This is a genomic window from Kineosporiaceae bacterium (genome assembly GCA_016713225.1).
GTDB lineage: Bacteria > Actinomycetota > Actinomycetes > Actinomycetales > Kineosporiaceae > JADJPO01.
The window spans coordinates 1,064,520-1,086,547 of sequence record JADJPO010000001.1; the positions used below are offsets into that span (position 1 = coordinate 1,064,520).

At 71.4% G+C, this 22,028-nt stretch carries 19 protein-coding genes and 1 tRNA gene; 12 read left to right on the top strand and 8 right to left on the bottom strand.

Features of this window, described 5'->3' with window-relative positions:
- Positions 1-88: 88 nt before the first annotated feature.
- Complete coding sequence (locus IPK24_04825) at positions 89-2,038, bottom strand: glycoside hydrolase family 13 protein (protein MBK8074895.1); 1,950 nt, start codon at positions 2,036-2,038, stop codon at positions 89-91.
- Between the two features lie 23 nt (positions 2,039-2,061).
- Positions 2,062-2,652 carry a hypothetical protein gene (locus IPK24_04830; protein MBK8074896.1) on the bottom strand — a complete coding sequence of 197 codons (591 nt, stop codon included), beginning with the start codon at positions 2,650-2,652 and terminating at the stop codon, positions 2,062-2,064.
- Positions 2,653-2,857: 205 nt separating this feature from the next.
- Here IPK24_04830 and IPK24_04835 point away from each other — a divergent pair, with 205 nt between their 5' ends.
- Both IPK24_04835 and IPK24_04840 read left to right on the top strand, forming a co-directional pair.
- Positions 2,858-3,286, top strand: coding sequence for a CBS domain-containing protein (locus IPK24_04835; GenBank protein MBK8074897.1), 429 nt, complete (start codon positions 2,858-2,860; stop codon positions 3,284-3,286).
- Positions 3,287-3,366: 80 nt separating this feature from the next.
- Positions 3,367-5,214 (top strand): serine/threonine protein kinase, encoded by a 1,848-nt coding sequence (locus IPK24_04840; protein MBK8074898.1) that lies wholly within the window; start codon positions 3,367-3,369, stop codon positions 5,212-5,214.
- On the opposite strand, the gene IPK24_04845 is transcribed toward IPK24_04840, so the two are convergent.
- Positions 5,215-7,542 (bottom strand): EAL domain-containing protein, encoded by a 2,328-nt coding sequence (locus tag IPK24_04845; GenBank protein MBK8074899.1) that lies wholly within the window; start codon positions 7,540-7,542, stop codon positions 5,215-5,217. It abuts the gene before it with no gap.
- 229 nt (positions 7,543-7,771) lie between these two features.
- Here IPK24_04845 and IPK24_04850 point away from each other — a divergent pair.
- Positions 7,772-7,844: transfer RNA gene (locus IPK24_04850), tRNA-Thr, on the top strand.
- Between the two features lie 60 nt (positions 7,845-7,904).
- Here the strand turns inward: IPK24_04850 and IPK24_04855 are convergent.
- Positions 7,905-9,146 carry an acetyl-CoA hydrolase gene (locus IPK24_04855; GenBank protein MBK8074900.1) on the bottom strand — a complete coding sequence of 414 codons (1,242 nt, stop codon included), beginning with the start codon at positions 9,144-9,146 and terminating at the stop codon, positions 7,905-7,907.
- 312 nt (positions 9,147-9,458) lie between these two features.
- Here IPK24_04855 and IPK24_04860 point away from each other — a divergent pair, with 312 nt between their 5' ends.
- A complete protein-coding gene (locus tag IPK24_04860; protein MBK8074901.1) occupies positions 9,459-9,896 on the top strand; it encodes a hypothetical protein in 438 nt (145 codons plus the stop codon).
- A 26-nt stretch (positions 9,897-9,922) separates the two neighbouring features.
- Here IPK24_04860 and IPK24_04865 read toward each other — a convergent pair whose 3' ends face one another.
- Positions 9,923-10,600, bottom strand: coding sequence for a uracil-DNA glycosylase (locus tag IPK24_04865; protein MBK8074902.1), 678 nt, complete (start codon positions 10,598-10,600; stop codon positions 9,923-9,925).
- A 235-nt stretch (positions 10,601-10,835) separates the two neighbouring features.
- Between IPK24_04865 and IPK24_04870 the strand changes: the two genes are divergently transcribed.
- Both IPK24_04870 and IPK24_04875 read left to right on the top strand, forming a co-directional pair.
- The gene (locus IPK24_04870; GenBank protein MBK8074903.1) at positions 10,836-11,117 is read left to right on the top strand and encodes a DUF3263 domain-containing protein; all 282 of its coding nucleotides are present in this window, start codon (positions 10,836-10,838) and stop codon (positions 11,115-11,117) included.
- Positions 11,118-11,181: 64 nt separating this feature from the next.
- Positions 11,182-11,778 (top strand): LytR C-terminal domain-containing protein, encoded by a 597-nt coding sequence (locus tag IPK24_04875; protein ID MBK8074904.1) that lies wholly within the window; start codon positions 11,182-11,184, stop codon positions 11,776-11,778.
- Here IPK24_04875 and IPK24_04880 read toward each other — a convergent pair.
- On the bottom strand, positions 11,766-12,203 hold the full coding sequence (locus IPK24_04880; protein ID MBK8074905.1) for a hypothetical protein: 438 nt from the start codon (positions 12,201-12,203) through the stop codon (positions 11,766-11,768). The genes IPK24_04875 and IPK24_04880 overlap by 13 nt on opposite strands.
- Positions 12,204-12,575: 372 nt before the next feature.
- Here IPK24_04880 and IPK24_04885 point away from each other — a divergent pair, with 372 nt between their 5' ends.
- From IPK24_04885 to IPK24_04895, 3 genes are all read left to right on the top strand, one after another.
- Positions 12,576-12,779 carry a cold-shock protein gene (locus IPK24_04885; protein MBK8074906.1) on the top strand — a complete coding sequence of 68 codons (204 nt, stop codon included), beginning with the start codon at positions 12,576-12,578 and terminating at the stop codon, positions 12,777-12,779.
- Positions 12,780-12,870: 91 nt separating this feature from the next.
- On the top strand, positions 12,871-14,157 hold the full coding sequence (locus tag IPK24_04890; protein ID MBK8074907.1) for a DUF1727 domain-containing protein: 1,287 nt from the start codon (positions 12,871-12,873) through the stop codon (positions 14,155-14,157).
- A complete protein-coding gene (locus IPK24_04895) occupies positions 14,154-15,008 on the top strand; it encodes a glutamine amidotransferase (protein ID MBK8074908.1) in 855 nt (284 codons plus the stop codon). Before IPK24_04890 ends, IPK24_04895 begins: the two co-directional genes overlap by 4 nt.
- Positions 15,009-15,037: 29 nt before the next feature.
- Here the strand turns inward: IPK24_04895 and IPK24_04900 are convergent, their stop codons facing one another.
- A complete protein-coding gene (locus IPK24_04900) occupies positions 15,038-15,640 on the bottom strand; it encodes a TetR/AcrR family transcriptional regulator (GenBank protein ID MBK8074909.1) in 603 nt (200 codons plus the stop codon).
- Positions 15,641-15,744: 104 nt separating this feature from the next.
- On the opposite strand from IPK24_04900, the gene IPK24_04905 reads away from it, so the two are divergent.
- Positions 15,745-17,199 carry a cytosine permease gene (locus IPK24_04905; protein ID MBK8074910.1) on the top strand — a complete coding sequence of 485 codons (1,455 nt, stop codon included), beginning with the start codon at positions 15,745-15,747 and terminating at the stop codon, positions 17,197-17,199.
- A gap of 54 nt (positions 17,200-17,253) precedes the next feature.
- Positions 17,254-18,327, top strand: a complete 1,074-nt coding sequence (gene speB / locus IPK24_04910; GenBank protein ID MBK8074911.1) for an agmatinase — start codon at positions 17,254-17,256, stop codon at positions 18,325-18,327.
- 58 nt (positions 18,328-18,385) lie between these two features.
- Here the strand turns inward: speB and IPK24_04915 are convergent, their stop codons facing one another.
- Positions 18,386-20,083 (bottom strand): bifunctional 3'-5' exonuclease/DNA polymerase, encoded by a 1,698-nt coding sequence (locus tag IPK24_04915; GenBank protein MBK8074912.1) that lies wholly within the window; start codon positions 20,081-20,083, stop codon positions 18,386-18,388.
- Positions 20,084-20,341: 258 nt separating this feature from the next.
- Between IPK24_04915 and groL the strand changes: the two genes are divergently transcribed.
- Positions 20,342-21,970 carry a chaperonin GroEL gene (groL, locus tag IPK24_04920; protein MBK8074913.1) on the top strand — a complete coding sequence of 543 codons (1,629 nt, stop codon included), beginning with the start codon at positions 20,342-20,344 and terminating at the stop codon, positions 21,968-21,970.
- The last annotated feature ends 58 nt before the right edge of the window (positions 21,971-22,028 follow it).

Sequence of the window (22,028 nt, forward strand, 5' to 3'; positions counted from 1 at the left end):
TCCCTTCACCGGCAGGTACGTGCCGGACGATCCGAGTGAGAGGGGTGGGTGCAGTGTTCCTCGCGAGGTTCACGAGGAACCCTGAGGATCACTGCGGTGACAGCTGGTACACGTGCGCGGCGACTCCGCCGCCAGAAGCGCTCGGCAGCGTCACCGTGTGCTCATCCTCACAGGCCGCGTCGGCTCCTGCAAGGGTTTGCAGCCGATCACCCGAGACCAGTCCCAGCCCGGCGCGGGGGAGGTGCACCGGGCGCGGGCTCCGGCGCCCGCTCGCGCTGCCCTGACCACGGTCGACATGCACCAGCACCCGCTGATCGGGGTGCTCGCGCAGGAAGGTGACGCTGTCGTCGTCGGCTCGGACCCAGCGCAACCCACCACGACGCAGCGCCACGTTCTCGCGCCGCAGCCGCAGCCAGAATCGGTAGGCGTCCAGCGTCGGGGCGTCCGTTCGATCGGGACGGTCCCACGGCATGGGGGTGCGGCTGTGTTCGCCGGTCAGCCCCGTCAGGCCGAACTCATCGCCCGCAAAGACCATCGGGACGCCGGGCAGCGTCGCCTGCAGCGCCAGGCCCACCAGGTGACGCTCTCGACCGGCGGCCGAGCCGGTCGGTGCCCCGGTTCGCTCGCCGCCGACCACGGTGCGGAACCGCGCCGTGTCGTGACTGTCGAGCGAGTTCACCGAACGGGTCAGTGCCGCCCACGGCATCCCCGACACGAAGGCACGCATCGTGGCCACCATCGCCCGCCCCGACAGCGACGGCACCTCCAACGGCATGCCCAGCCAGCCGATGCCGTGGCCCGGCACGGTCAGCCACGACCACAGCGGGCGGGTGAAGGTGGAGTAGTTCATCGTGCCGTGCCAGCCGCGGGCGGCCAGGTCGCCGCCCGCGTCGTGCCCGTGTTCGGCCAGTAGCCAACGCTGCCGGCCGTCGTCGGCGTCCACCGCGGCCATCGCCGCCCGGACCGCCCGGGCCACCTCGTGAGCCCGGTCGTCGACTCCGAGCCGTCCGGTCATGTTGGCCACGTCGATCCGCCAGCCATCCAGGTCGACGGGCGGGCGCAACCAGCGCGCCACCACCGAGTCCGGATCCGTGATCAACCGACGGCGCAGTTCGGGCGAGGCGTGGTCGAGCTTGGGCAGGCTGGGCACGGTCAGCCACGAGGCATAGCCGTGTGGGTGCTCGGTGAACCGGTAGAACCCCGCCTCGACCGAGCCGGCGTCGGCCTGGGCCGCGGTGAACCACTCGTGGCCCGAGCCGGTGTGGTTGGTGGTCAGATCGCCCAGTACCCGCAGTCCGCGGGCGTGTGCGGCGGCGATCAGGGCTCTCAGGGCCGCCTCGCCGCCCAACAGGGGATCGACCCGGTCGAAGGTCGTCGCGTCGTAGCGATGAGTGGAGCCGGCCTGGAAGAACGGGGTCAGGCTGAGCACGTCCGCGCCGAGGCTGCTGATGTGGTCGAGGTGCTCGGCCAGTCCCCACAGGTCACCCCCGTAGAACTGACGGCCGGTGAGCGGGCCGTGGTGGGCCACCGGTTCGTCCCAGCCGACCGGCACCGCCCACTCGGGCAGGCCCGGACGGCGCGCCGCGGCGTCCGGCCCGTCGGCGAGGGATGCCGACGACCGGGCGAATCGGTCCGGGAACACCTGGTACACCACGGAATCCGCGGCCCACGACGGACCCGGGGTCTCGGCCACCAGCCGGAAGTCCTCGGCGTCGGTGACGTCGTGGCCGTGCCTGCCGGAGCCGTTGAGCCAGGCGTAGGACCCGTCGGCGCCGTCCAGCAGGAACCGGTAGGAGGCCACGGGGTTGCGCACGGCCACCTCGGCACTCCACCAGGTACCGGTGTCGTCCTCGCGATCGATACGGGCCGGGGTCACCAGCGGCTCGGCGTCGCACAGCACCCGCAGCACCACCTGGCGGGCTCGGTGCGCGTGCGGCACCCAGACCCGCACCGGCACCGCGTCGCCGAGCCTCGGCGTCGATGCGTCGGCACCACCGAGCGATGGATCGTGATGAGGCTCGTCCAGCCAGTGCTCCACGGTGATGCCTCCCGGTGACGAGCTCAGGCGGACGCCGACGGCTCGGCCGGTTCCGTGGGGGGCGGGGACGCGGAGCCTGCGGGAGTGGGTGGCACATCGGGTGTGGCCTTCGCCGCGAGGCTGCGACGCACCGCGCGGGTGACCACGACCACCAGCAAGGCCGCGCCGGCGGCGGGCAGCAGCACGGTCGCCCAGGCCTCACCGGCGAGTGCCGCGAGGGCGGCCTCCCAGGCCGCCCAGCCGATCGTGGAGTAGATCGCCGCCCAGGCCAGGGCGCCGGGGATCTGCGCCAGCGTGAACACCCGCCAGCGCAGGCGCACCACGCCGGCGGCGGCGAAGATCAGGGTCTGCAGACCGATGGTCAGATACGCCAACGGGATGGCGGCCACTCCCCAGCGCCGTGTCGCGGCCACACCCCGGGCCACCCCCGGGCCGCTGGCCCATTTCGCCAGGGCCGGACGCCGTCCCGCCTGCCCCGACATCCAGGCCGCCAGGGCATAGGTCGCCTGACCTCGGGCCATGGACACCGCGAACAGAAAACCGAAGACCAGCCCGATCGGTCGGTCGCGCAGGTACTCGGGCAGGGTCGACTCCTCGCCTTCGCAGGGCAGCAATGGTGCTGGGTGGGCAGTTCGACTGTACGACGAGTGGCCCCGATCGGACTGGCGTCCCCCGCCGCAGCAGGCCAAACTCGGGTGAGTGGGGGGTTTCGTCGGTTCTCAGGGGCCGATACCGTCGAATACCGTCGACGTCCCGGGCTCGAGTGACGAGGCCGGGAACGATCACCAGGCGCATGCGCCGTTCGTGGAGGTGTGAAGGATGCGGATCACCGACGTTCTCCGGGGCAAGGGTGGCGACGTCGCCACCATCGGCCCCGACCAGACGGTCCAGGCGCTGCTCGACGCCCTCGCCGAACACCGAGTGGGCGCCCTCGTGGTCTCCGAGGACGGCAGCACCGTCGCGGGCATCGTCAGCGAGCGCGACGTGGTGCGCCACCTGCAGGCCCGCGGCGCGAGCCTGCTCGCCCAGCCGGTGCGATCGATCATGACCTCCGAGGTGCACACGTGTGCCCCGGACACCTATGTCCGCGACCTCATGGTGCTCATGACCGAACGTCGCGTGCGTCACGTTCCGGTGGTGACCGATGGCCGGATGACCGGCATCGTCAGCATCGGGGACGTGGTCAAGCACCGCATGGGTGAGTTGCAGTCCGAGCGCGATCACCTGACGGCCTACATCCAGAGCTGACGGCTGCCCGGGGTCCGACGGGTAGGACACATGCGCGAACCCTCCGGGAGTCGTCAGCGGCACTGGTTCGTTGTGCCGGCGTGAACGTGGTGGATGCGCGGGGTCCCGGGGCGCTGACGGTCGGCCCGTACCGGCTGATCGGAACCCTCGGTGAGGGCGGCATGGGGGTGGTGCACCTCGCTCTCGACCCGGGCGGGCGGGCTGTGGCGGTCAAGGTGCTTCGACCGCAGGTGGCGGCCGACGCGGTGGCCCGCCGCCGGCTGGGGCGCGAGGTGGCCACCTTGCAGCGCGTGCGGCACCCGCACGTGGCCGAAGTGCTCGACAGCGACCTCTTCGGCCCGGTGCCGTACCTGGTCACCGCGTTCGTTCCGGCTCGCACGCTCGAGCAGCAAGTGGGCACCCACGGGCCACCGCCGGTGGCCTACACGGCACAGGTGGGCCGACAGCTGATCGGCGCGCTGCGGGCGATCCACGCCGCCGGGGTGGTGCACCGTGACGTCAAGCCGGCCAACGTGCTGCTGCTGGACGACGCCCCGATCCTGATCGACTTCGGCATCGCGCATGTCGTGGACGAGTCCCGGATCACCTCTGTCGGGCTGGTCATGGGCACCCCCGGCTACCTGGCGCCGGAGGTGATCGACGGACAACCGATCACCCCGGCCACCGACTGGTGGGGCTGGGGCGCCACCCTGGCGTTCGCGGCCACCGGCCGGCCGCCGTTCGGTACCGGGCCGGCCTCGGTGGTGCTCGACCGGGTGCGCCGTGGCCAGGCCGATCTCGCCGGCATCGACGAGCGGTTGGCCCGCGTCCTCGTGATGGCCTTGAACGTCAATCCACTCTGGCGGGGTACGGCAGAGATGCTGCTGGCGGGACTGGCCGGCATCGACAGCTGGCGGCCGCCCCGTCGTCCGCTGTCGCCCGCGCTCAGCCCCGACCAGGTGCGCACCACCCCCCTGGCGACCTCGCAGCACCCGAGCTCGGCCCGGGCGCACCCGGCACCCCCGCCGGTGGTGACGCTGCCGATCCCGGCGGTCTCGGAGCCTGTGGCGGCCCCTGCTCCCGCACGGCGGCCCACGGCAGCGACCTTCGCCCTGCCGGCTCCGGCGCCCGCCCGGTCACCGGCTCCCGCGCCGTTACCCGTGCCGCCGCCACCGGCGCCGGGTTCGCCGGCTGCGCGGCCACCCGCGACGCCGCGACCGGTCACCCGGCCGATGCCTGCCTCCTCGTCCGGGACGGCGTCGGTGGCCGCACCCGGAAGGGTGGCCGTGGCTGCCCTGGTGACCCTGGCGGCGCTCGCCGCCGTGGCACCCGGTCTCGTGGTGGTGCTGTCCCTGGTCTGGGCCGTGGTGGCCCGGGTGGCCGACCGCACCGTGACCCAGGCGTTGGTCCGGCGGCACGAATCCGGCCAGCGGGCCGGCGAGCGCTCGCGAGCGGTGCTCGCGCTGCCCTGGCGCACGATCGCTGCCCTGCCCCGGGCGGCCTTCGGCGCCGTCCTTCCCGTGGCGCTCGCGGTCTGCGCTGCCTTCGTCGTCGGCGCCGTGATGGCACCGGATGCGCCCCGGCCGGAGGCTGCGCCGTCCCTGATCGCGGCAACTCTCGCCGGGTGGTTCGCCGCTTGGTGGGGGCCGGGCGGTGCCACGATGCGCCGGGGCACCCGGTTCGTCGCTCGGTCCTTGGCCGGACGGCGACGGCTGTATCGGGCGGTGATGATCGCGCTCGGTCTGGTGCTGGTGGCCTCGGTGCTGCGGATCGCCGACGGTGCCGCCCCGGACTGGCAACCGGTCGACTCGGCCGGCGATCGCCTGGCCCAGGGCGTGTCCACCCAGGTGAGTCGTGGCGTGACCTGGGCGCTGGGCCTGTTGCCCGGTGTCCCCGACCTGCCCGACGTGCCCGATCTACCCGATGTGCCCGACGTGAGCCACTGGTGATCAGGCCGACGCGGGCTCGGGGCGGCCGAACAGGTACCCCTGGGCGTGCACGCACCCGATGTCGGCGAGGTGTTGTGCCTGGCGCTCGGTCTCGACGCCCTCGGCGACCAGGTCGACCCCGAGTCCCTGGGCCAGACCGGTCAGGGCTTCGACGATGCGATCGCACTGAGTGTCCTCGCCCAGGCCCTGGGTGAAGCTGCGGTCGATCTTGATTCCCGAGACGGGCAGATCGCGCAGGTGCGACAGCGCCGAGAACCCGGTGCCGAAGTCGTCGACCACGAGCCGCACGCCGAGATCGTCGAGCCGCTCCAGCTGGGAACGTTCCTCGGGTGCCGCCCCGAGCATCACCGACTCGGTCAGTTCGACCACCAGCCGGGACGGCGGCAGCCCGGCGGCCGTGAGCGCCGCCTCGACGTCGTCGGCGAGGCTGGTGCCGCGCACCTGCGAGGGCGAGACGTTGATCGCCACATAGCCCAGTTGCGGTGTGGCGGCAGCGATCCGGGCCGCCTCGTCGATCACCCAGCGGCCGAGGTCGGCGATCATGCCGGTCTCCTCGGCGACCGTCAGGAACCGGCTCGGCGGCAGCAGGCCGAGCTCGGGGTGCTGCCAGCGCACCAGGGCCTCGCGGCCGACGATCACCCCCGAGGTGAGATCCACGATCGGCTGCACGTGCAACCGCAGCTCGCCCTGGTCCAGCCCGGTGCGCAGCTGACTCTCCAGATCGAGCCGTTCGACGGTGCGCCGTCGCAACGCCTCGTCCATCACCTGGCAGCCGCCCCGATCGGTGCGCTTGGCCTCGTGCAGCGCGGTGCCGGCGTCGCGCAGCAGACCCAGAGCGTCCTGGCGGGCGGTGTCGAGGCCGGACGTCGCCGCCGACAACGCGATGCCGATGCTCATCGTGGGGACGATCACCCGGCCGTCGACGGTCATCGGCTGACGGACGGCGTCCAGCACCGTGCGGGCCAGGTGTCCGGCGTCCTGATCGTCCCGGACGCCGTCTCGCACGATCACGAACTCGTCGCCGGCGAGCCGTGCGGCGATGTCGTCCTGGTTGATCACCCGACGGATCCGACCGGCCACCTCCACCAGGATGGCGTCGCCGTACGGCGGGCCGACGCTGTCGTTGACCACGCGGAAGTCGTCCAGGTCGCAGCACAACACGGCCACCCGGCGCTGCGGGTCACGACGCCGGGCCGACCGGTCGAGGCTCTCCTGAATGCGCCCGACGCAGCGCGTCCGATTCGCCAGGCCGGTCAGCGAGTCCCGCGTCGACTGATGGGTGAGCATCTCGACGGCCTGGCGGGTCTCCGAGACGTCCTGGGCCTGCAAGACCAGGTGCAGCACGCTGCCGTCGTCCTCGCAGACCGGTGCCATGGTGGCGCGCACCCAGACCACCTCGCCGGTGGGGCGCACCAGCCGCTTCTCCAGCTCGTACGAGGCGATCTTGCGAGCGAGCAACTGGTGCACCAACGGCGCTTCACGGGGGTGGTCGTCGGGGTGGGTCAGGTCGGCCAGGCCACTGCCGACCAGGTCCTGCGCACTGCGACCCAGCATGCGGGCGAGTGCCCGATTGACCTGCAGCAACCGGCCGTGAGGGGTGAGCAGCGCGGTGCCGATCGGCGAGGCGTCCATGGTGGCGCGCAATCGACGCTCGGCCATCGCCAGCGACCGCCGCAGGGTGGCACTCTCGTCCTGGACCGCCCGGGGGGCACCGGTGCCGTTCGCCGGCTGGGTCACGTGCTGTCGTTCGGTCGCCAGGTCGCGCAGGGTGGTCACGACGGGGCGGCGTGGGCCGGTCGTCACATCTGCCGACTCGGTCATCTCGATCACGTCGGGGTCGGGGGAGCCCGGTGGGAGGTTCTCCCGAACGATCGCCGCCGTGATCGCCGCGGTCACGCAGCTGCCGTCGAGAGTGGTCACGGGCGTCGCCGTGACGACGAGGCGCCGAGCGCTGCCATCGGGGCGGGGAGTGCTGAGGGTGAAGCTGCGGGGGGCGCCGTCCGGGCCGGCCACGGGCGCCACCGCATGCGCGAGCATCGAACCGGGCAGACCGGCGAGCATGCCGCGCGCCACGGTGTTGGCCAGCACCACCTCGCCGCTGGGGCCGTGGACGACGACACCGACCGTGACGGCGTCCAAGACCTCGGCAAGGGCCTGGGCCGCATCGAGGGTGATGATGTCGAGGGTGTCGACGGGGTCGCCGGTCCCGAGAGGTTCGACGCCGCCACCGGAATCGAGGGCGATGGTGGCGTCGTCGCCGGTGGGCGGGGGGTCGAGCTCACGGGCAGCGCCCTTGGCAGGCGCTGGCACTGCTCCGCGCGCACTCACGTGAACCCCTCCCGTTGATTACTCGCAGTTTAGGAAGAACTACGATCTGCGGTCGTGAGGTGGTCCTCGTCAGAACGGTTGAAAGCCGACCGGCGTTCGGGCGAGACCTCGTCCCAACCGCCTGGAGTCACTGCGTGACGGATGGGACGCAGGGGGCGTGTGGCGACGTCCGGGGTCACCCCCGTGCGCGTTCCTGGGGGGTGTCACCCGGGTACGATCGGAGCCCTTCGCCCGTGTAGCTCAGTGGCCAGAGCAACCGCCTTGTAAGCGGTAGGTCGTCGGTTCGACTCCGACCACGGGCTCGACCGCGGGCTCGATCGCGGACCGTGGGCACCGAGGGGTGGTGGCCCTGGCGAGACGACTCAGGTGAGGCCGAGCTCGTAGGCCTCTTCCCAGAGTTCCTCGCGGATGCGCGGGTGAGCGGCGTTCTCGATCAGGTTGCGCGCCTGGGTGCGGTCGTCCTGGCCACGGATCTCGGCCACGCCGTGCTCGGTCACCACGGCGCTCGGCTGGAACGAGGTCAGTGGCTCCTCGATCAGCGGCACGATCGTCGAGACGTCGGCCTTGGGGTGCCACGAGCGCAGGGCGATGAAGGCCTGCCCGCCGTCGGAGTGCAGCGCCCCCACGATGAAGTCGGTCTGGCCGCCGAAACCCGAGTAGATCCGGCCCTTGATGCGGGAGGCGTTGGCCTGCGCGAACAGGTCGACCTGCAGGGCCGTGTTGACCGAGACCATGTTCGGGTGTCGGGCGATGTTGGCCGGCTCGTTGGTGACCTCGGTGCGCAGCATCTGCACCCGCGGGTTGCGGTGCACCCAGGTGTAGAGGTCGGCCGTGCCGATCAGGAAGGACGCCGTCAACGGGGTGGTGGGGTCCATGCACCCCGCTCGTTCCAGCGCGAGGACCCCGTCACTGAACATCTCGGTCCACACCCGCATGTCCCGGTGCTGGGTCAGCCGGCTCACCACGGCATCCGGCACCCCGCCGATCCCCAACTGCAGCGTCGAACCCGATCTCACGCGCGCCGTGATCAGCTCGCCGATCGCCTGGCTGGTCTCGTCCAGGTCGCCCATCGTCAGTTCGGGGAGCGGTTCATCCGCCTCGATCGCGTAGTCGATCTCGTCGACGTCGATCTCGGCGTTGCCGAAGGTGTAGGGCATGTGCGAGTTGACCTGGGCTATCACGACTCCACCGCTGAGTCGGGCGGCGTCGATCGCCGACGGCAGGATGTTGACCTCGATGCCGAGTGAGACCCGCCCGTTGTGCGGTGGCGAGGTGTGGACGACGACCACGTCCGGCACCAGCGAGCTGCTGAAGAGCCGGGGGACGAGTGAGAGCCGGGTCGGGACGTATCGCAGGTTGGGCGCCCCGCGCATGCCCGGCCCGACGAACGAGGTCTCGAGCGTGACGCCAGGGCGCTGTGGCAGGCCGCGCTGTCCGTTGAGCAGATACACGCTGTACTGCTCGAGAACCTGGTCCACCTGGCGCAGCACGGACCAGGGTGTGGCCACGTTGCCCGAGACCACCAGGCGGGGCGGGTTGGGGGCGCGGCGCTGGGCGACCTGGCTCAGGATGGTGGCGAGTTCGCCGTCCTCGATCGTTCTCACGGCGTCCAGCCTGCCAGGAGGGCGGGGTCGGCTGCTCACGCCGGGTGGCCCGAGGCCGGTGAGAGGCGGTGAGAAGGGTCATGCCACCGACCGCTGGGCTCATCGCACTCGTCGAGCTCGAGGGCTCGTTGAGCCGGGTGGGGGATCCCGCGGGTTGACGGTGCAGGGTGTCCTGGTGTGCCCTAGCGTGGGGACTCATACACCGTCGTTCTGGGGACGTTGATCGGTGACACGGGGACATGGCGATGAATGCAGGTCGGCTCCGTGATGATCACACCTCAACGCCGTGACCCTGAGCAATCTTACGAGCACATGGAGTGGGTCCTCTCCGACGCCTGGGTGCTCGCCGCGGCTCGGGTCAGCGGCTCTCTGGAGAACCGTGCCGGTCTGTTCGACCTCGTGGCGGCCTGTGACGCCGTGAACCAGCTCATCGTCTCGCGCGAGGATCTCGAGCACGCCATGGCGATGTTGGTCGGGGCTGACCTGATGGTGGCCGACGAGTACGGGATCGCCGTCACCGACGCCGGCCGGCGGATCGTGGCGCGGGCCGGACGATCCGTGGTCTCGACCGCCGCGGGCGCCCATCGTGCCCAACGCGGAACCCGGATCGAGGCGCTCTATCGCCTGCTGAGCGAGATACCGGCGACGCCCGTGCCCTTCGAACTCGACCCGCGGACGTACGAGGCGGCCTGTCTGGAGTATCGGCACACGCGGTGGAACGAGTTGCGCAAGACCGAACGCCGCTACTGAGGCAGGGCTGATTCCGGCGACCCCGATCAGGGCAGGTGCCAGTCGATCGGCGCGGCGCCCCGCTCGGTCAGCAGGGCGTTGGCCCGGCTGAACGGCCGTGACCCGAAGAACCCCCGGTCAGCGGACATCGGGCTCGGGTGAGCACTCTCGATGCGTGGGGTGGCGCCGAGCAGGGGCCGCAGTGTCTGGGCATCGCGTCCCCACAGGATGGCCACCAGGGGTGCGTCGCGGGCCACCAGCGCCGAGATCGCGGCGTCCGTGACCTTCTCCCAACCCTGACCGCGATGCGAACCGGGCGAACCGGGGGCGACGGTCAGCACCCGGTTGAGCAGCAGGACGCCGCGTCGCGCCCACGGGGTCAGGTCACCGTTGGTCGGACGGGGTGCGCCGACGTCCTCGGACAACTCACGGAAGATGTTCTGCAGGCTGCGCGGGATCGGCCGAACCTCGGGGGAGACCGAGAACGACAACCCGACAGGGTGCCCGGGCGTGGGGTAGGGGTCCTGGCCGACGATCAGGACCCGGACGTCGTCCATCGGCTGGGTGAAGGCTCGCAGGATGTTCTCGCCCGCCGGCAGGTAACCGCGTCCGGCCGCCACCTCGCCCCGCAGGAAGTCACCGAGCGCCGACACGGTGTCGTGAACGGGCTCGAGAGCTCGCGCCCACCCTGCCTCGACCAGCTCCGACAAGGGACGTGGAGTCACGGCGACCGACTGTACCCGGGAGGGCTCGAGCACCGGCGCACCACGAGATCCCCGCGGTGGCCCGCGCTTGTCGGTGGGCGCATCTAGACTCCACCCGTGCAGGTGCAGCAGTACAGGCGGCCTCGCCGTCCGGGACGACCCGGGTGGGTGGGTTGGCGGGGGCGCCGGTTCGACGGAATGACACCGGTGTCGTTTCCCCCGTACAGTGACGCCGCCGTGCCACTGGAGGACATGAATGGAAGCCGCACGTCTCGTGGAGCCTCAGGTCGACTCGTTGTCAGCGCGCGATCGCGAGATCCTCGCGTTCGAACGGCAGTGGTGGAAGTACGCCGGTGCCAAGGAGCAGGCGGTGCGCGACCTGTTCGAGATGTCCTCGACGCGGTACTACCAGGTGCTCAACTCCCTGATCGACCGCCCGGCTGCCCTGGCTCACGACCCCATGCTGGTCAAGCGGCTGCGCCGGATGCGCCAAACGCGTCAGCGGGCGCGGTCGGCGCGCCGGTTGGGCATGGGCTGACGATCCGTCGTCGACGGCTCCGATTCGCGCTGGTCCGGGGGCGGGCAATCCGAGAGGTGAGGTCATGACGATGACCCGAAACGATCCCGACGAGCGGTTCGACGTCGTCGATGTCTCGCGCCGGGGGGCGCATCGCGCTCGACCGAACCCGGTCACCGGGCTGCTGCCCCTGGTGGCGCTGGCCGTCGTGGTGTTCGCCGTGGTCGGGGTGGCGGTGATGCTCTTCGGCCGTGACGGCACCAGTGGCTCGCCGCAGGCCGGCGCCGTGCCCAAGGCCTCGGCCAGTGTCCCCGTGATCACCAGTCCGAGCCCGCAGGTGGAGCAGTCCTCGCCGGCCCCGAGCGCCTCGTCGGCGAGTCAACCGGCCGCGACCGTCGACAAGAAGGTCACGCTGAACTTCTACAACGGCACCAGCCCCAACATCCCCGGCCACAGTCGCAAGGCCGCCGCGCAGCTCGAGGCTGCCGGGTGGAGGGTCGGCACCGTCCTGCCGTGGGACGGCGCACCCGTCAGCCGCACCACCGTGTACTACGGCGATGCCGTGCAGCTCGAGACCGCGCGCGCCGTGGTGAAGGCGCTGGGGGCCGGCACGGTGAAGCTGAACACCGTCAAGGCGGCTCAGGGGCTGGCCGTCGTGGTCAGCAACGACTACACGCCCTGAGGTCCCGACCGCTGCGGGTCGTGGACGTACCCGCCGTCGGCCAGACCGGCGCGTACCTCGAAGATGTTGCGCAGGGCGACGTTGCCGGTGTGCCACCACGACCAGGCGCAGGCGAGGAAGTAGGCCGGCAGGAAGCCGAACGGGCCGACCCAGCAGGCGTACTGCGTCGCGTGGCGTGACTCGTGGTCGATGAGGCCGGGCAGGGCCTCGGCCTCGGCTCGGCTCATGCGCAACAACACCACATTGCCGATGGTGACCGCTCGTGCCGTGCCACCGGGGAAGGCCGAACGGTAGTTCTCGGCGAGCACCAGACCGCGCGGGCCGCGACGCAGCCGGCCACCTCCGGCGAGCCCCACGATCAGGCCCAGTGGGGTCGACAGATTCACCAGGTTGACCACCTGCCGGACCCGGAGCAGCGGCGTCATGCCTCCAGCCTACGCACCGTGCCGCGACGGCTCATCGAGGTACTTGGCGCGACCAGCGGCGGTCTCTGACCGTTGCTCGCGCGGTGAGCGGCGACGGCCCCGATTCGGTGACAACCCGTGGGCGTGGTCCACTGCCATCGAACGATGTCGAGGTTCGGCGCGGCGTGGATGACCTTGCAGGGGTGCCTCACCGACGCTCCTTCGCTACAGTTGGCGCCGGTCGAACAGTTCGATGAGCTCGTCCTCTGTTGGCAGAGAGGCCCGCACGTCGGACTCGCCTCGGGCGGCCCTGGACCGGGCCGGTCCGTGGAGTGTGAGACCCGGCCCGGGTGCCGTGCACGGGTCGCACAGGTTGGAGCAACAGGAGCGGGTATGGCTCAGGGCACCGTCAAGTGGTTCAACGCCGAGAAGGGCTACGGCTTCATCACCGTCGACGGGGGCGGGGCTGATGTCTTCGTCCACTGGTCGGCGATCCAGGGCGAGGGGTACAAGTCCCTGGACGAAGGTCAGCGCGTGGAGTTCGAGGTAGGCCAGGGTCAGAAGGGTCCACAGGCCGAGGCGGTTCACCCCGTCTGAGGCGCTGGGCCGTCATGACTCGATCGTTCGAGGTCGTCTCCCTCCGGGGAGGCGGCCTCGTTCGTCGGTCCGGGGCGATTACCCTGACCGAGTGACCACAGCGCCCGAGAGGACCGCCGACCACACGCCGTCCTCGGCCGAGGCCCGCACCTGGCGCACCCGGCTGGCGCTGAACGCCGGACGGTTGGCCGGAGGCCTGTCCCGTCGTCTGGGCCGCGGCTCGGGGGTGGTGGTGCGGGGCCGGGTGGTGCTCGCGCTGGACCCCGATGCGCTGCAGGTGCTGGCAACCGGCCGACGCAGCGTGGTGATCACCGGTACCAACGGCAAGTCGACCACCACCCGGTTGATGGCTGCGGCCCTGGGGGGCGTGGTGGCGACCAACTCCACCGGCGCCAACATGGCACCCGGCATCGTCTCGGCGCTGGATGACTCCGATGCCCCCCTGGCCGTGCTCGAGGCCGACGAGCTGCACGTGCCCTCGGTGATGCGACAGACCCACCCCGAGGTGGTGATCACGCTCAACCTGACGCGTGACCAGCTCGACCGCACCCACGAGGTGAGCCGCACGGCGCAGGTGTGGTCGCGCGCCTTCACCGACGAACCCGGCGTGATCGTGGTGGCCAACGCCGCCGACCCGCACGTGGCCGATGCCGCCTTCGCCGGTCGCCCGATCTGGGTTGATCCCGGGCTGCGCTGGACCGAGGACGCCAGCGTCTGTCCACGCTGTGGGGCGGTGCTGCACTGGTCGCAGCCGTCGGCGGTCGAGCTCACCCGGTGGAGCTGTGGGTGCGGCTTCGCGATGCCGACCCCCGACTACGTGCTCACCCCGGACGGCGTGCGCCTGCCGGACGGTCGGTCGTTGCCGTTCACGCTGCGGCTGCCGGGCGATGTCAACCGCGGCAACGCCATCTTCGCGATCGCGGCCGCCGTGGCGTTGGGTGTGCCCGCCGAGAACGCGGCCGCCCGGGTCGGTGAGGTCGAGGTGGTCGACGGTCGGTACGCCACGCTGGAGCTGGGTGGTCGACAGGCGCCGTTGCTGCTGGCCAAGAACCCCGCGGGGTGGGCCGCCGCGCTGAGCATGATCCCGGACGATGCGGTGATGGCCATCGGCATCAATGCCCGGATCGCGGACGGCACCGATACCTCGTGGTTGTGGGACGTGCCGTTCGAGCGGCTGGCGGGTCGGGTGGTCGGCGCCACCGGCGATCGCCGCGACGACCTGGCCGTTCGATTGCACTACGCCGGTGCCACCCCGATCGTCGAGCCCGACCTGCTGCGGCTGGCCGAGCTGTTGCCGCCGGGGCCGATGGTGGTGGCGGCCAATTACACCGCCTTCCGCGAGATGCGCCGCTACGTCGACGGGGGACTGAACGTATGACATCGCCGGTGGGGGACTCCGTCGTCCGGATCGTGCACGTCTACCCGAACTTGCTGGGCACCTACGGTGACGCGGGCAACGCGATCGTGCTGCGGGGGCGACTGCAGTTGCGTGGCTTGCCGTGTGAACTGGTGCCGGTCGAGCCCGGCGAGGCGCTGCCGCGCGAGGGCGACGTGTATCTGCTGGGTGGTGGCGAGGACGCCAAACAGACTGCGGCAGCGCAGATGTTGCGCGCGGACGGCGCGCTGGTCGCCGCCGCGCAGCGAGGTGCCGCGGTGCTGGGCATCTGCGCCGGCTACCAACTGCTGGGGACGGCGTTCCTGGGTGTGGGCGGGGTTCCCACCGAGGGCTTGGGGCTGCTGGACGTGACCACCGGGCGGCTGGAGCGCCGGGCGGTGGGCAACGTCCTGGCCCGGGCACTGCCGCTGCCGGTGGGGGCGCCGCTGCCCGACCTGATCGGCTTCGAGAACCACGGCGGCGCAACGACTCTCGGTCCGGCGGCGGCTCCGTTGGCGGAGGTGGAGGTCGGCGTCGGCAACGGCGTGCCCGACGCGGCGGGGGTGCGCACCGAGGGCGCCGTCCAGGGGGCCGTGTTCGGCACCTATCTGCACGGTCCGGCGCTGGCGCTCAACCCGGCCCTCGCCGATCTGATCCTGTCGGCGGTGACGGGGCCGTTGGAACCGATCGACGATTCCCTGGCCGTGGCATTGCGCTACCACCGCCGTCACCACGTGCTGCCCGCCACCGAGCGGGCCAGCCGGGCGCGATCGGTCGTGAACCGCTTGCGGCGCAAGGATTCTGCTCCGTCCGGGGCCTCGGCCTCACTCAGCGGACCACTCGGCGGGCACTGACCTGCGAGCACCGTCGTCCGGGGGTCGGCTCACGCCGGCGGCATCGCCAGGGTGTGTTCGAGGGCGGCCATCACCGATCGCACCGCCCAGGTACGGGTGCGCCCCCGCACGCCCAGCATCACCTCGAGGGCATAGCCGTCCATCAGTCGGCAACTGCGATAGGCCTCCTGGTCGGGGTCCTCGCAGCGCAGGCTGCCGTCGGCGTGCCCACGTCGAATGACCGTGGCGAAGGCGGCCTGCCACGAGTCGACCACCTCGGCGAGGGCGGCCAGGGTCTCGGCGTCGTCCGGTGGGCTGGCCAGGGTCTGAGCCCACAACCGCCATCGGGGGTCCGAACCGCTACTGGGCAGGTAGAGCCGCACCAGCCCCCGCACCACTCGGGGCGCCGCCCCAGCGCCGGCCACCAGCCGGTCGCGGGTGGCGGTCAGGTCGGCCTCGGCGTAGAGCAGGGTCTCGGCCAGGATGCGGTCGCGGCGCTGGAAGTAGTACATGACGTGCCCCGCACTCATGCCGGCACGGGCGGCGATGTCGGCCACCCGAACCGGCCCGGGGGCGGACTCGGCGGCCGCCCGTAGCGCCGCCCGCAGCACCCGGTCGCGGGCATCGGGGAGCTCGGGGCGGCGTCGGGTCACGCCGGGGAGTCTAGGTCGAGCGAGAGCCGTGCGGCCGGGCGGGGCGGCATCCCGGTGAGTGAGAGGTCTAGAAAGAATTTCTAACCTGTCCTACGCTGCGCGCCATGGTGGTCCACGAGTCCTCGGCTGCTCCGTCCACGAGCGGTGTCGAACAGTTCGGAGTCGACACCATCCCGGACGCGGCACGCACGTCGTCCCCGCGCGATCTGATCGCCATTCTGTGGGGCGGCAACATGGCGCTGTCGGTCGGAGTGTTCGGCTGGCTGTGCATCCTGTACGGGTTGAGCTGGTGGGCCTCGGTCGGTGCCATGGTGGCCGGCACCGCCGTGGGGGCGCTGGCGGTGACCCCGATGGCCCTGCTGGGGTTGCGCTCCGGCACCAACAACTCGGTCGCCTCGGGCGCGTACTTCGGCGTCCAAGGGCGCCTGGTCGCCTCGGTGATCGGGCTGCTGCTCTGCCTGGGGTACGTGGCGCTGACCATCTGGACCGGGGGTGAGGCCCTGGTCGTCGGGCTGGACCGGCTCACCGGATCGCAGGGTGGCACGGTGCAGTACGTGATCGGGTACGCCGTGCTCGCCGCGGCGGTCGGCCTGGTGGCGATCTACGGTTACGGCTGGCTGCTGCGCATCAACCGGATCATCGTCGCGGTGGTCGGCGCGGCCATGGTGCTCAGCGTCGTCGGGCTCTGGGGCCAGTTCGACGCCACCTACCCGGGGGTTCCGGATCAGTACGCGCTGGGCACGTTCTGGCCCACCTGGCTGCTGGCGGCGCTGACCGCCGGGGTGGCCGGGCCGTTGTCGTACGTGACGCAGATCGGGGACTGGACGCGCTACATCTCCCCGCGTCGTCACCAGCCGCGTCAGGTGCTCGCCTCGCTGTTCGTCGGGCTGTTCGTCGGCCTGCTGATCCCGACCCTGTGGGGCGCGTTCACGTCCTCGATCCTGTTCGACGAGAACAGTTTCGTGGCCGGCGTCCTCGGCGGCGCCCCGGCCTGGCTGGTCGTGCCGCTGCTGGTGGCGGCGCTGATCGGCAGCCTCGGACAGGGCGGCATGAACCTGTACAGCATGGGCTTGGACCTCGACGCGATCCTGCCCCGGCTGAGCCGGGTGCAGGCGACGGCGGTGGTCACCCTGACCTCGACCGTGCTGGTCTATCTCGGCACCTTCGTCTGGCAGGCCGAGACCGCCGTGACCACCTTCGTGGTGGTGCTGACCTCGCTCGCCACCCCCTGGGCCGTGATCACCCTGCTGGCCCATCGCGGCACCCGGGGCCGGTTCGACCGGGACTCGTTGCAGGTGTTCAACCAGCGCCGCATCGGTGGCATCTACTGGTACCGGGGCGGCTGGAACGCCGCCGCGCTGATCGCGTGGGCCGGCGGCAGCCTGGTCGGGGTGCTCTCCAACGCCACCGACTCCTACGTGGGTCCGTTGGCCGAGGCCGCCGGCGGCATCGACATCAGTTTCCTCACCTCGGCGGTGGTGGCTGCCGTGGTCTACCGTGCGCTCATCGGGCTGCGGCCGCAGTGGCTGGCCCAGCCCGCCGCCGAGCGAGACGTGTGACCGGCCGCCGTCCGGATCGTCACTCGAGCAACCGTCACTCAGGAGAGGGCGAGCATGACCCGCATCGGAAACCTGTTCGGCCCCGACTTCACGTTTCTGGGGGTGCCGGCGGCCGACCTCGACGACCCGAGCAGCTACGCCGACGCCGAGGTGGTGATCGTCGGTGCGCCGTTCGACGGCGGCGTCAGCTACCGCTCGGGGGCGCGGTTCGGCCCGCAGGCGATCCGCGGCACCGACTACCTGCCCCACGACGGCTCGCGGCCCTCGCTGGCGTTGCGTACCGACGGATTGCGTGACCTGCGCGTGGTCGACGCCGGCGATGTCGAGGTCTTCGCCGGCGACATCGAACGCTCGCTGGGGCAGATCCGGACGGCGGTGGCCCAGGTGGCGGCCTCCGGTGCCATCCCGGTGGTGCTGGGTGGCGATCACTCGATCACCTACGCCGACACCTCGGGCCTGGCCGATGTGCTGGGGGCGGGTCGGATCTCGTTGATCCACTTCGATGCCCACGCCGACACCGGGGACGTCGATTTCGGCTCGCTGTGGGGGCACGGCACGCCGATGCGCCGCCTGATCGAGTCGGGGGCGGTGCGCGGCGATCGGTTCCTGCAGGTGGGGCTGCGCGGGTACTGGCCCGGCCCCGAGACGCTCGACTGGATGGCCGCCCAGCGGATGCGCTCCTACGAGATGACCGAGATCGGTCACCGAGGGCTCGAGACGTGTCTGACCGAGGCCTTCGACATCGCCACCGACGAGTGCGACGGGGTGTTCCTGTCGGTCGACATCGACGTGTGCGACCCGGCGCATGCTCCCGGCACCGGGACCCCGGAACCAGGTGGGCTGACCGCCCGGGCGCTGCTGGACGCCGTCCGGCGGATCTGTCTCGAGTTGCCGGTGGTCGGCCTGGACGTCGTCGAGGTCGCGCCGCCGTTCGACCACGCCGACATCACCGCGGCGCTCGCCAACCGCGTGGTGCTCGAGGCGCTCTCGGCCATCGCCCGTCGTCGCCGGGACGCTGCCGAGGGCACCCGGTGGGACCCGGCGCAGCCGCTGCTCGACGATCGGATCGCCCCGATCCCGCAGGGGCACGTGCGCGGCCATTCCCACGATCACCCGCACGAGCACTGACACGAGTACTCCCACGAGCACTGACCTGCCCCGGCCCACTGATCTGCGATGGGGGCGGTCAGCCCTTGTCGGCGTACGTCTCGACCACGGCGGCGTCCAGGGGGATGGTCACGCCGGTCTGGCCGAGCACCAGGCGGGTCGCCTCCTGGCCGGCCTCGCGGACCGCCTCCATGACCGCATCGGCCTGTGCGGCGACGCACTCCACGATGACCTCGTCGTGCTGGAAGAAGACCAGTTGCGCCGGCCAGGCATCGTCGGTGTCGGGGTCGTGTCCGGGGTCGAGCTCGGCCAGTCGGCGGCGGAGCCCGGCGATCAGTACCGCGGCCCAGTCGGCGGCGGAGGCCTGCACCACGAAGTTGCGGGTGAACCGGCCCCGAGCCCGGGTGCGGGCGCCGGCGGCGGTCTCGCTCAGACCGTCCAGCCAGCCGGACGCCGCGGGCGGACAGACCCGGCCGAGAACCGAGGTCACGCTGGCGCCGTCCTCACCGCGGCGGGCGGCGTCCTCGAGCACCGTCAGGGCTCGGCCGAACCGGCGGCGTAGTGCGGCCAGGGCGGGTGAGCCGGTACCACCGCCGTACATGGCCGAGAGCAGCGCGATCTTCGCCTCGGCCCGGGCCTCGGGTCGACCCAGCGCCTGAGCAGCCAGTTCGGCGTACAGGTCACCGGCGCGGGTGGCTGCGATCATGCCCGCATCCCCCGACAGCGCCGCCAAGACCCGGGGCTCCAGTTGCCCGGCGTCCGCGACGATCAGGGCTCGGCCGGACGGCGCCCGCACCGCCGCACGTACCCCCTTCGGGATCTGCAGCGCGCCGCCACCGCGGGTCGCCCAGCGCCCCGAGACGACGCCTGCCGGGACGTACTCGGGGTGGAACCGGCCGTCGCGCACCCAGGCGTCGTGCCAGGCCCAGCCGTTGGCGGTCCAGAGCCGGGCCAGCTCCTTGTACCGACGCACCAGGGGGACGACGGGGTGGTCGTGTCGGGCGAGCTCGTGCCGGCTGGTCGAACTCACCGCCAGGCCCGCTCGGCGCAGCGATCGCAACAGGTCGGCGGGGGAGTCGGGGTTGAGCCGGTCGTCGTCCAGGACGGTCGCCAACTCGGCGGCCAACGCCGCCAGCTGCGCGGGCCGCCCCGCCGCCGGCCGCGGGCCGAGCAGCTCGGTGAGGATGGCGTCGTGCGCTGCGCCGTCCCAGGGCAGGCCGGCCGCTCCCATCTCGACCGCGGTCAGCGCGCCCGCCGATTCGGCAGCGGTCAGCAGCGCGAAGCCACCGTGACGCTGACGGGCCGCGGCGACGCGGGTGAGCTGGTCGCGGTGCCGGTCGAGCGCCGACGTGCCGGGGTCGAGGGCGTCGGAGGGTGATGGCTCCTCGAGGCCGTCCAGCAGAGTGGGCTGCGACTCGGGCGCGGCGCCGTGGGCTGTGGCCAGGGCCTGCCACGCAGCGTCCAGTTCGCTCCACCGGCCCTCGTGCGCGAGCAGCAGCAGTTCGGTGTGGGCCAGGTCGTGGCACCGGCCCACCCGGACGCCGGCCGCCAGCACCGGGGGATAGATCGTGGCGGTGACGGGCCAGACCCACCGCGGTGACCAGGCGCGCTCGAGACGGTCGACCGCGATCGCCAGCCCCTTGCCGTCCGCGGCCTCGACCGGTGACCCCAGGGGGCGGCCCGCGTCGTCCACCGGGTGTAACAGCCACGGCGCGGGGTGCGGCGCCTGATCGGCGACACGCTCGACCACCACGCGGGGTGGATGAGCGGCGGCCATGGCCTGATCCTGCCTCGCCCCACCGACAACCCGCTGGGTCGGTGCTCAGGGTTTGCACTCTCGGGGGTCGAGTGCTAATCATGTGACTAGCACTCTCCTCGTGAGAGTGACAGAACTGCAGGGGCATCATCGCCCCGAGGTCGAGTTCGGTGAGGGTCGGATGACGGCGGGACAGGACCGCTGAACTCCGCTCCGTCCGTCGCGGGCACCGTCCGGCCAGCCCACCCACCCCGGTAGCGGAGAGGGATCAACCACCCGATGGCAAAGATCATCGCGTTCGACGAAGAGGCCCGCCGCGGTCTCGAGCGGGGCATGAACATCCTCGCCGACGCTGTGAAGGTCACCCTCGGCCCCAAGGGCCGCAACGTCGTGCTCGAGAAGAAGTGGGGCGCCCCCACCATCACCAACGATGGTGTGAGCATCGCCAAGGAGATCGAGCTCGAGGACCCCTACGAGAAGATCGGCGCCGAGCTGGTCAAGGAGGTCGCCAAGAAGACGGACGACGTCGCTGGCGACGGCACCACCACCGCCACCGTCCTCGCCCAGGCCCTGGTCAAGGAGGGCTTGCGCAACGTCGCCGCCGGCGCCAACCCGATGGCCCTCAAGCGGGGCATCGAGAAGGCCGTCGAGGCCGTCAGCGCCCAGCTGCTCGAGCAGGCCAAGGAGGTCGAGACCAAGGAGCAGATCGCTGCCACCGCCTCGATCTCGGCCGCTGACCCCCAGATCGGCGAGATGATCGCCGAGGCCATGGACAAGGTCGGCAAGGAAGGCGTCATCACCGTCGAGGAGTCGAACACCTTCGGCCTCGAGCTCGAGCTCACCGAGGGCATGCGGTTCGACAAGGGCTACATCAGCCCGTACTTCGTCACCGACGCCGAGCGGATGGAGGCCGTGCTGGAGGACCCCTACGTCCTCATCGTCAACAGCAAGATCTCCTCCGTGAAGGACCTGCTGCCGCTGCTCGAGAAGGTCATGCAGTCCGGCAAGCCGCTGGCGATCATCGCCGAGGACGTCGAGGGCGAGGCCCTGGCGACCCTGGTGGTCAACAAGATCCGTGGCACGTTCAAGTCGGCCTCCGTCAAGGCGCCCGGCTTCGGCGACCGCCGCAAGGCCATGCTGCAGGACATCGCCATCCTCACCGGCGGTCAGGTCATCTCCGAGGAGGTGGGCCTCAAGCTCGAGAGCGCTGGGCTCGACCTGCTGGGTCGCGCCCGCAAGGTCGTGATCACCAAGGACGAGACCACCGTGGTCGAGGGTTCCGGTGACGCCGACCAGATCGCCGGCCGGGTGAACCAGATCCGCGCCGAGATCGAGAAGTCCGACTCCGACTACGACCGCGAGAAGCTGCAGGAGCGCCTGGCCAAGTTGGCCGGCGGTGTTGCGGTCATCAAGGCCGGGGCTGCCACCGAGGTGGAGCTCAAGGAGCGCAAGCACCGCATCGAGGACGCCGTCCGCAACGCGAAGGCTGCCGTCGAAGAGGGCATCGTCGCCGGTGGTGGCGTCGCCCTGATCCAGGCCTCCGTCAAGGCGTTCGAGAAGCTCGACCTCGTCGGTGACGAGGCCACGGGCGCCAACATCGTCAAGGTGGCGCTCGAGGCCCCGCTCAAGCAGATCGCCATCAACGGTGGTCTCGAGGGCGGCGTCGTGGCCGAGAAGGTGCGCGGTCTGGAGCCCGGTTGGGGCCTCAACGCCGCCACCGGTGAGTACGTCGACCTGATCAAGGCCGGCATCATCGACCCGGCCAAGGTCACCCGCTCGGCGCTGCAGAACGCGGCGTCCATCGCGGCCCTGTTCCTGACCACCGAGGCCGTCGTGGCCGACAAGCCGGAGAAGAACCCGCCGGCTGCCCCCGGTGGCGACGGCGGCATGGGCGGCATGGACTTCTGATCATCTGATCAGAGCGCCGGCAGCATCACGAAGGGCGGTCTCCCCACACCGGGAGGCC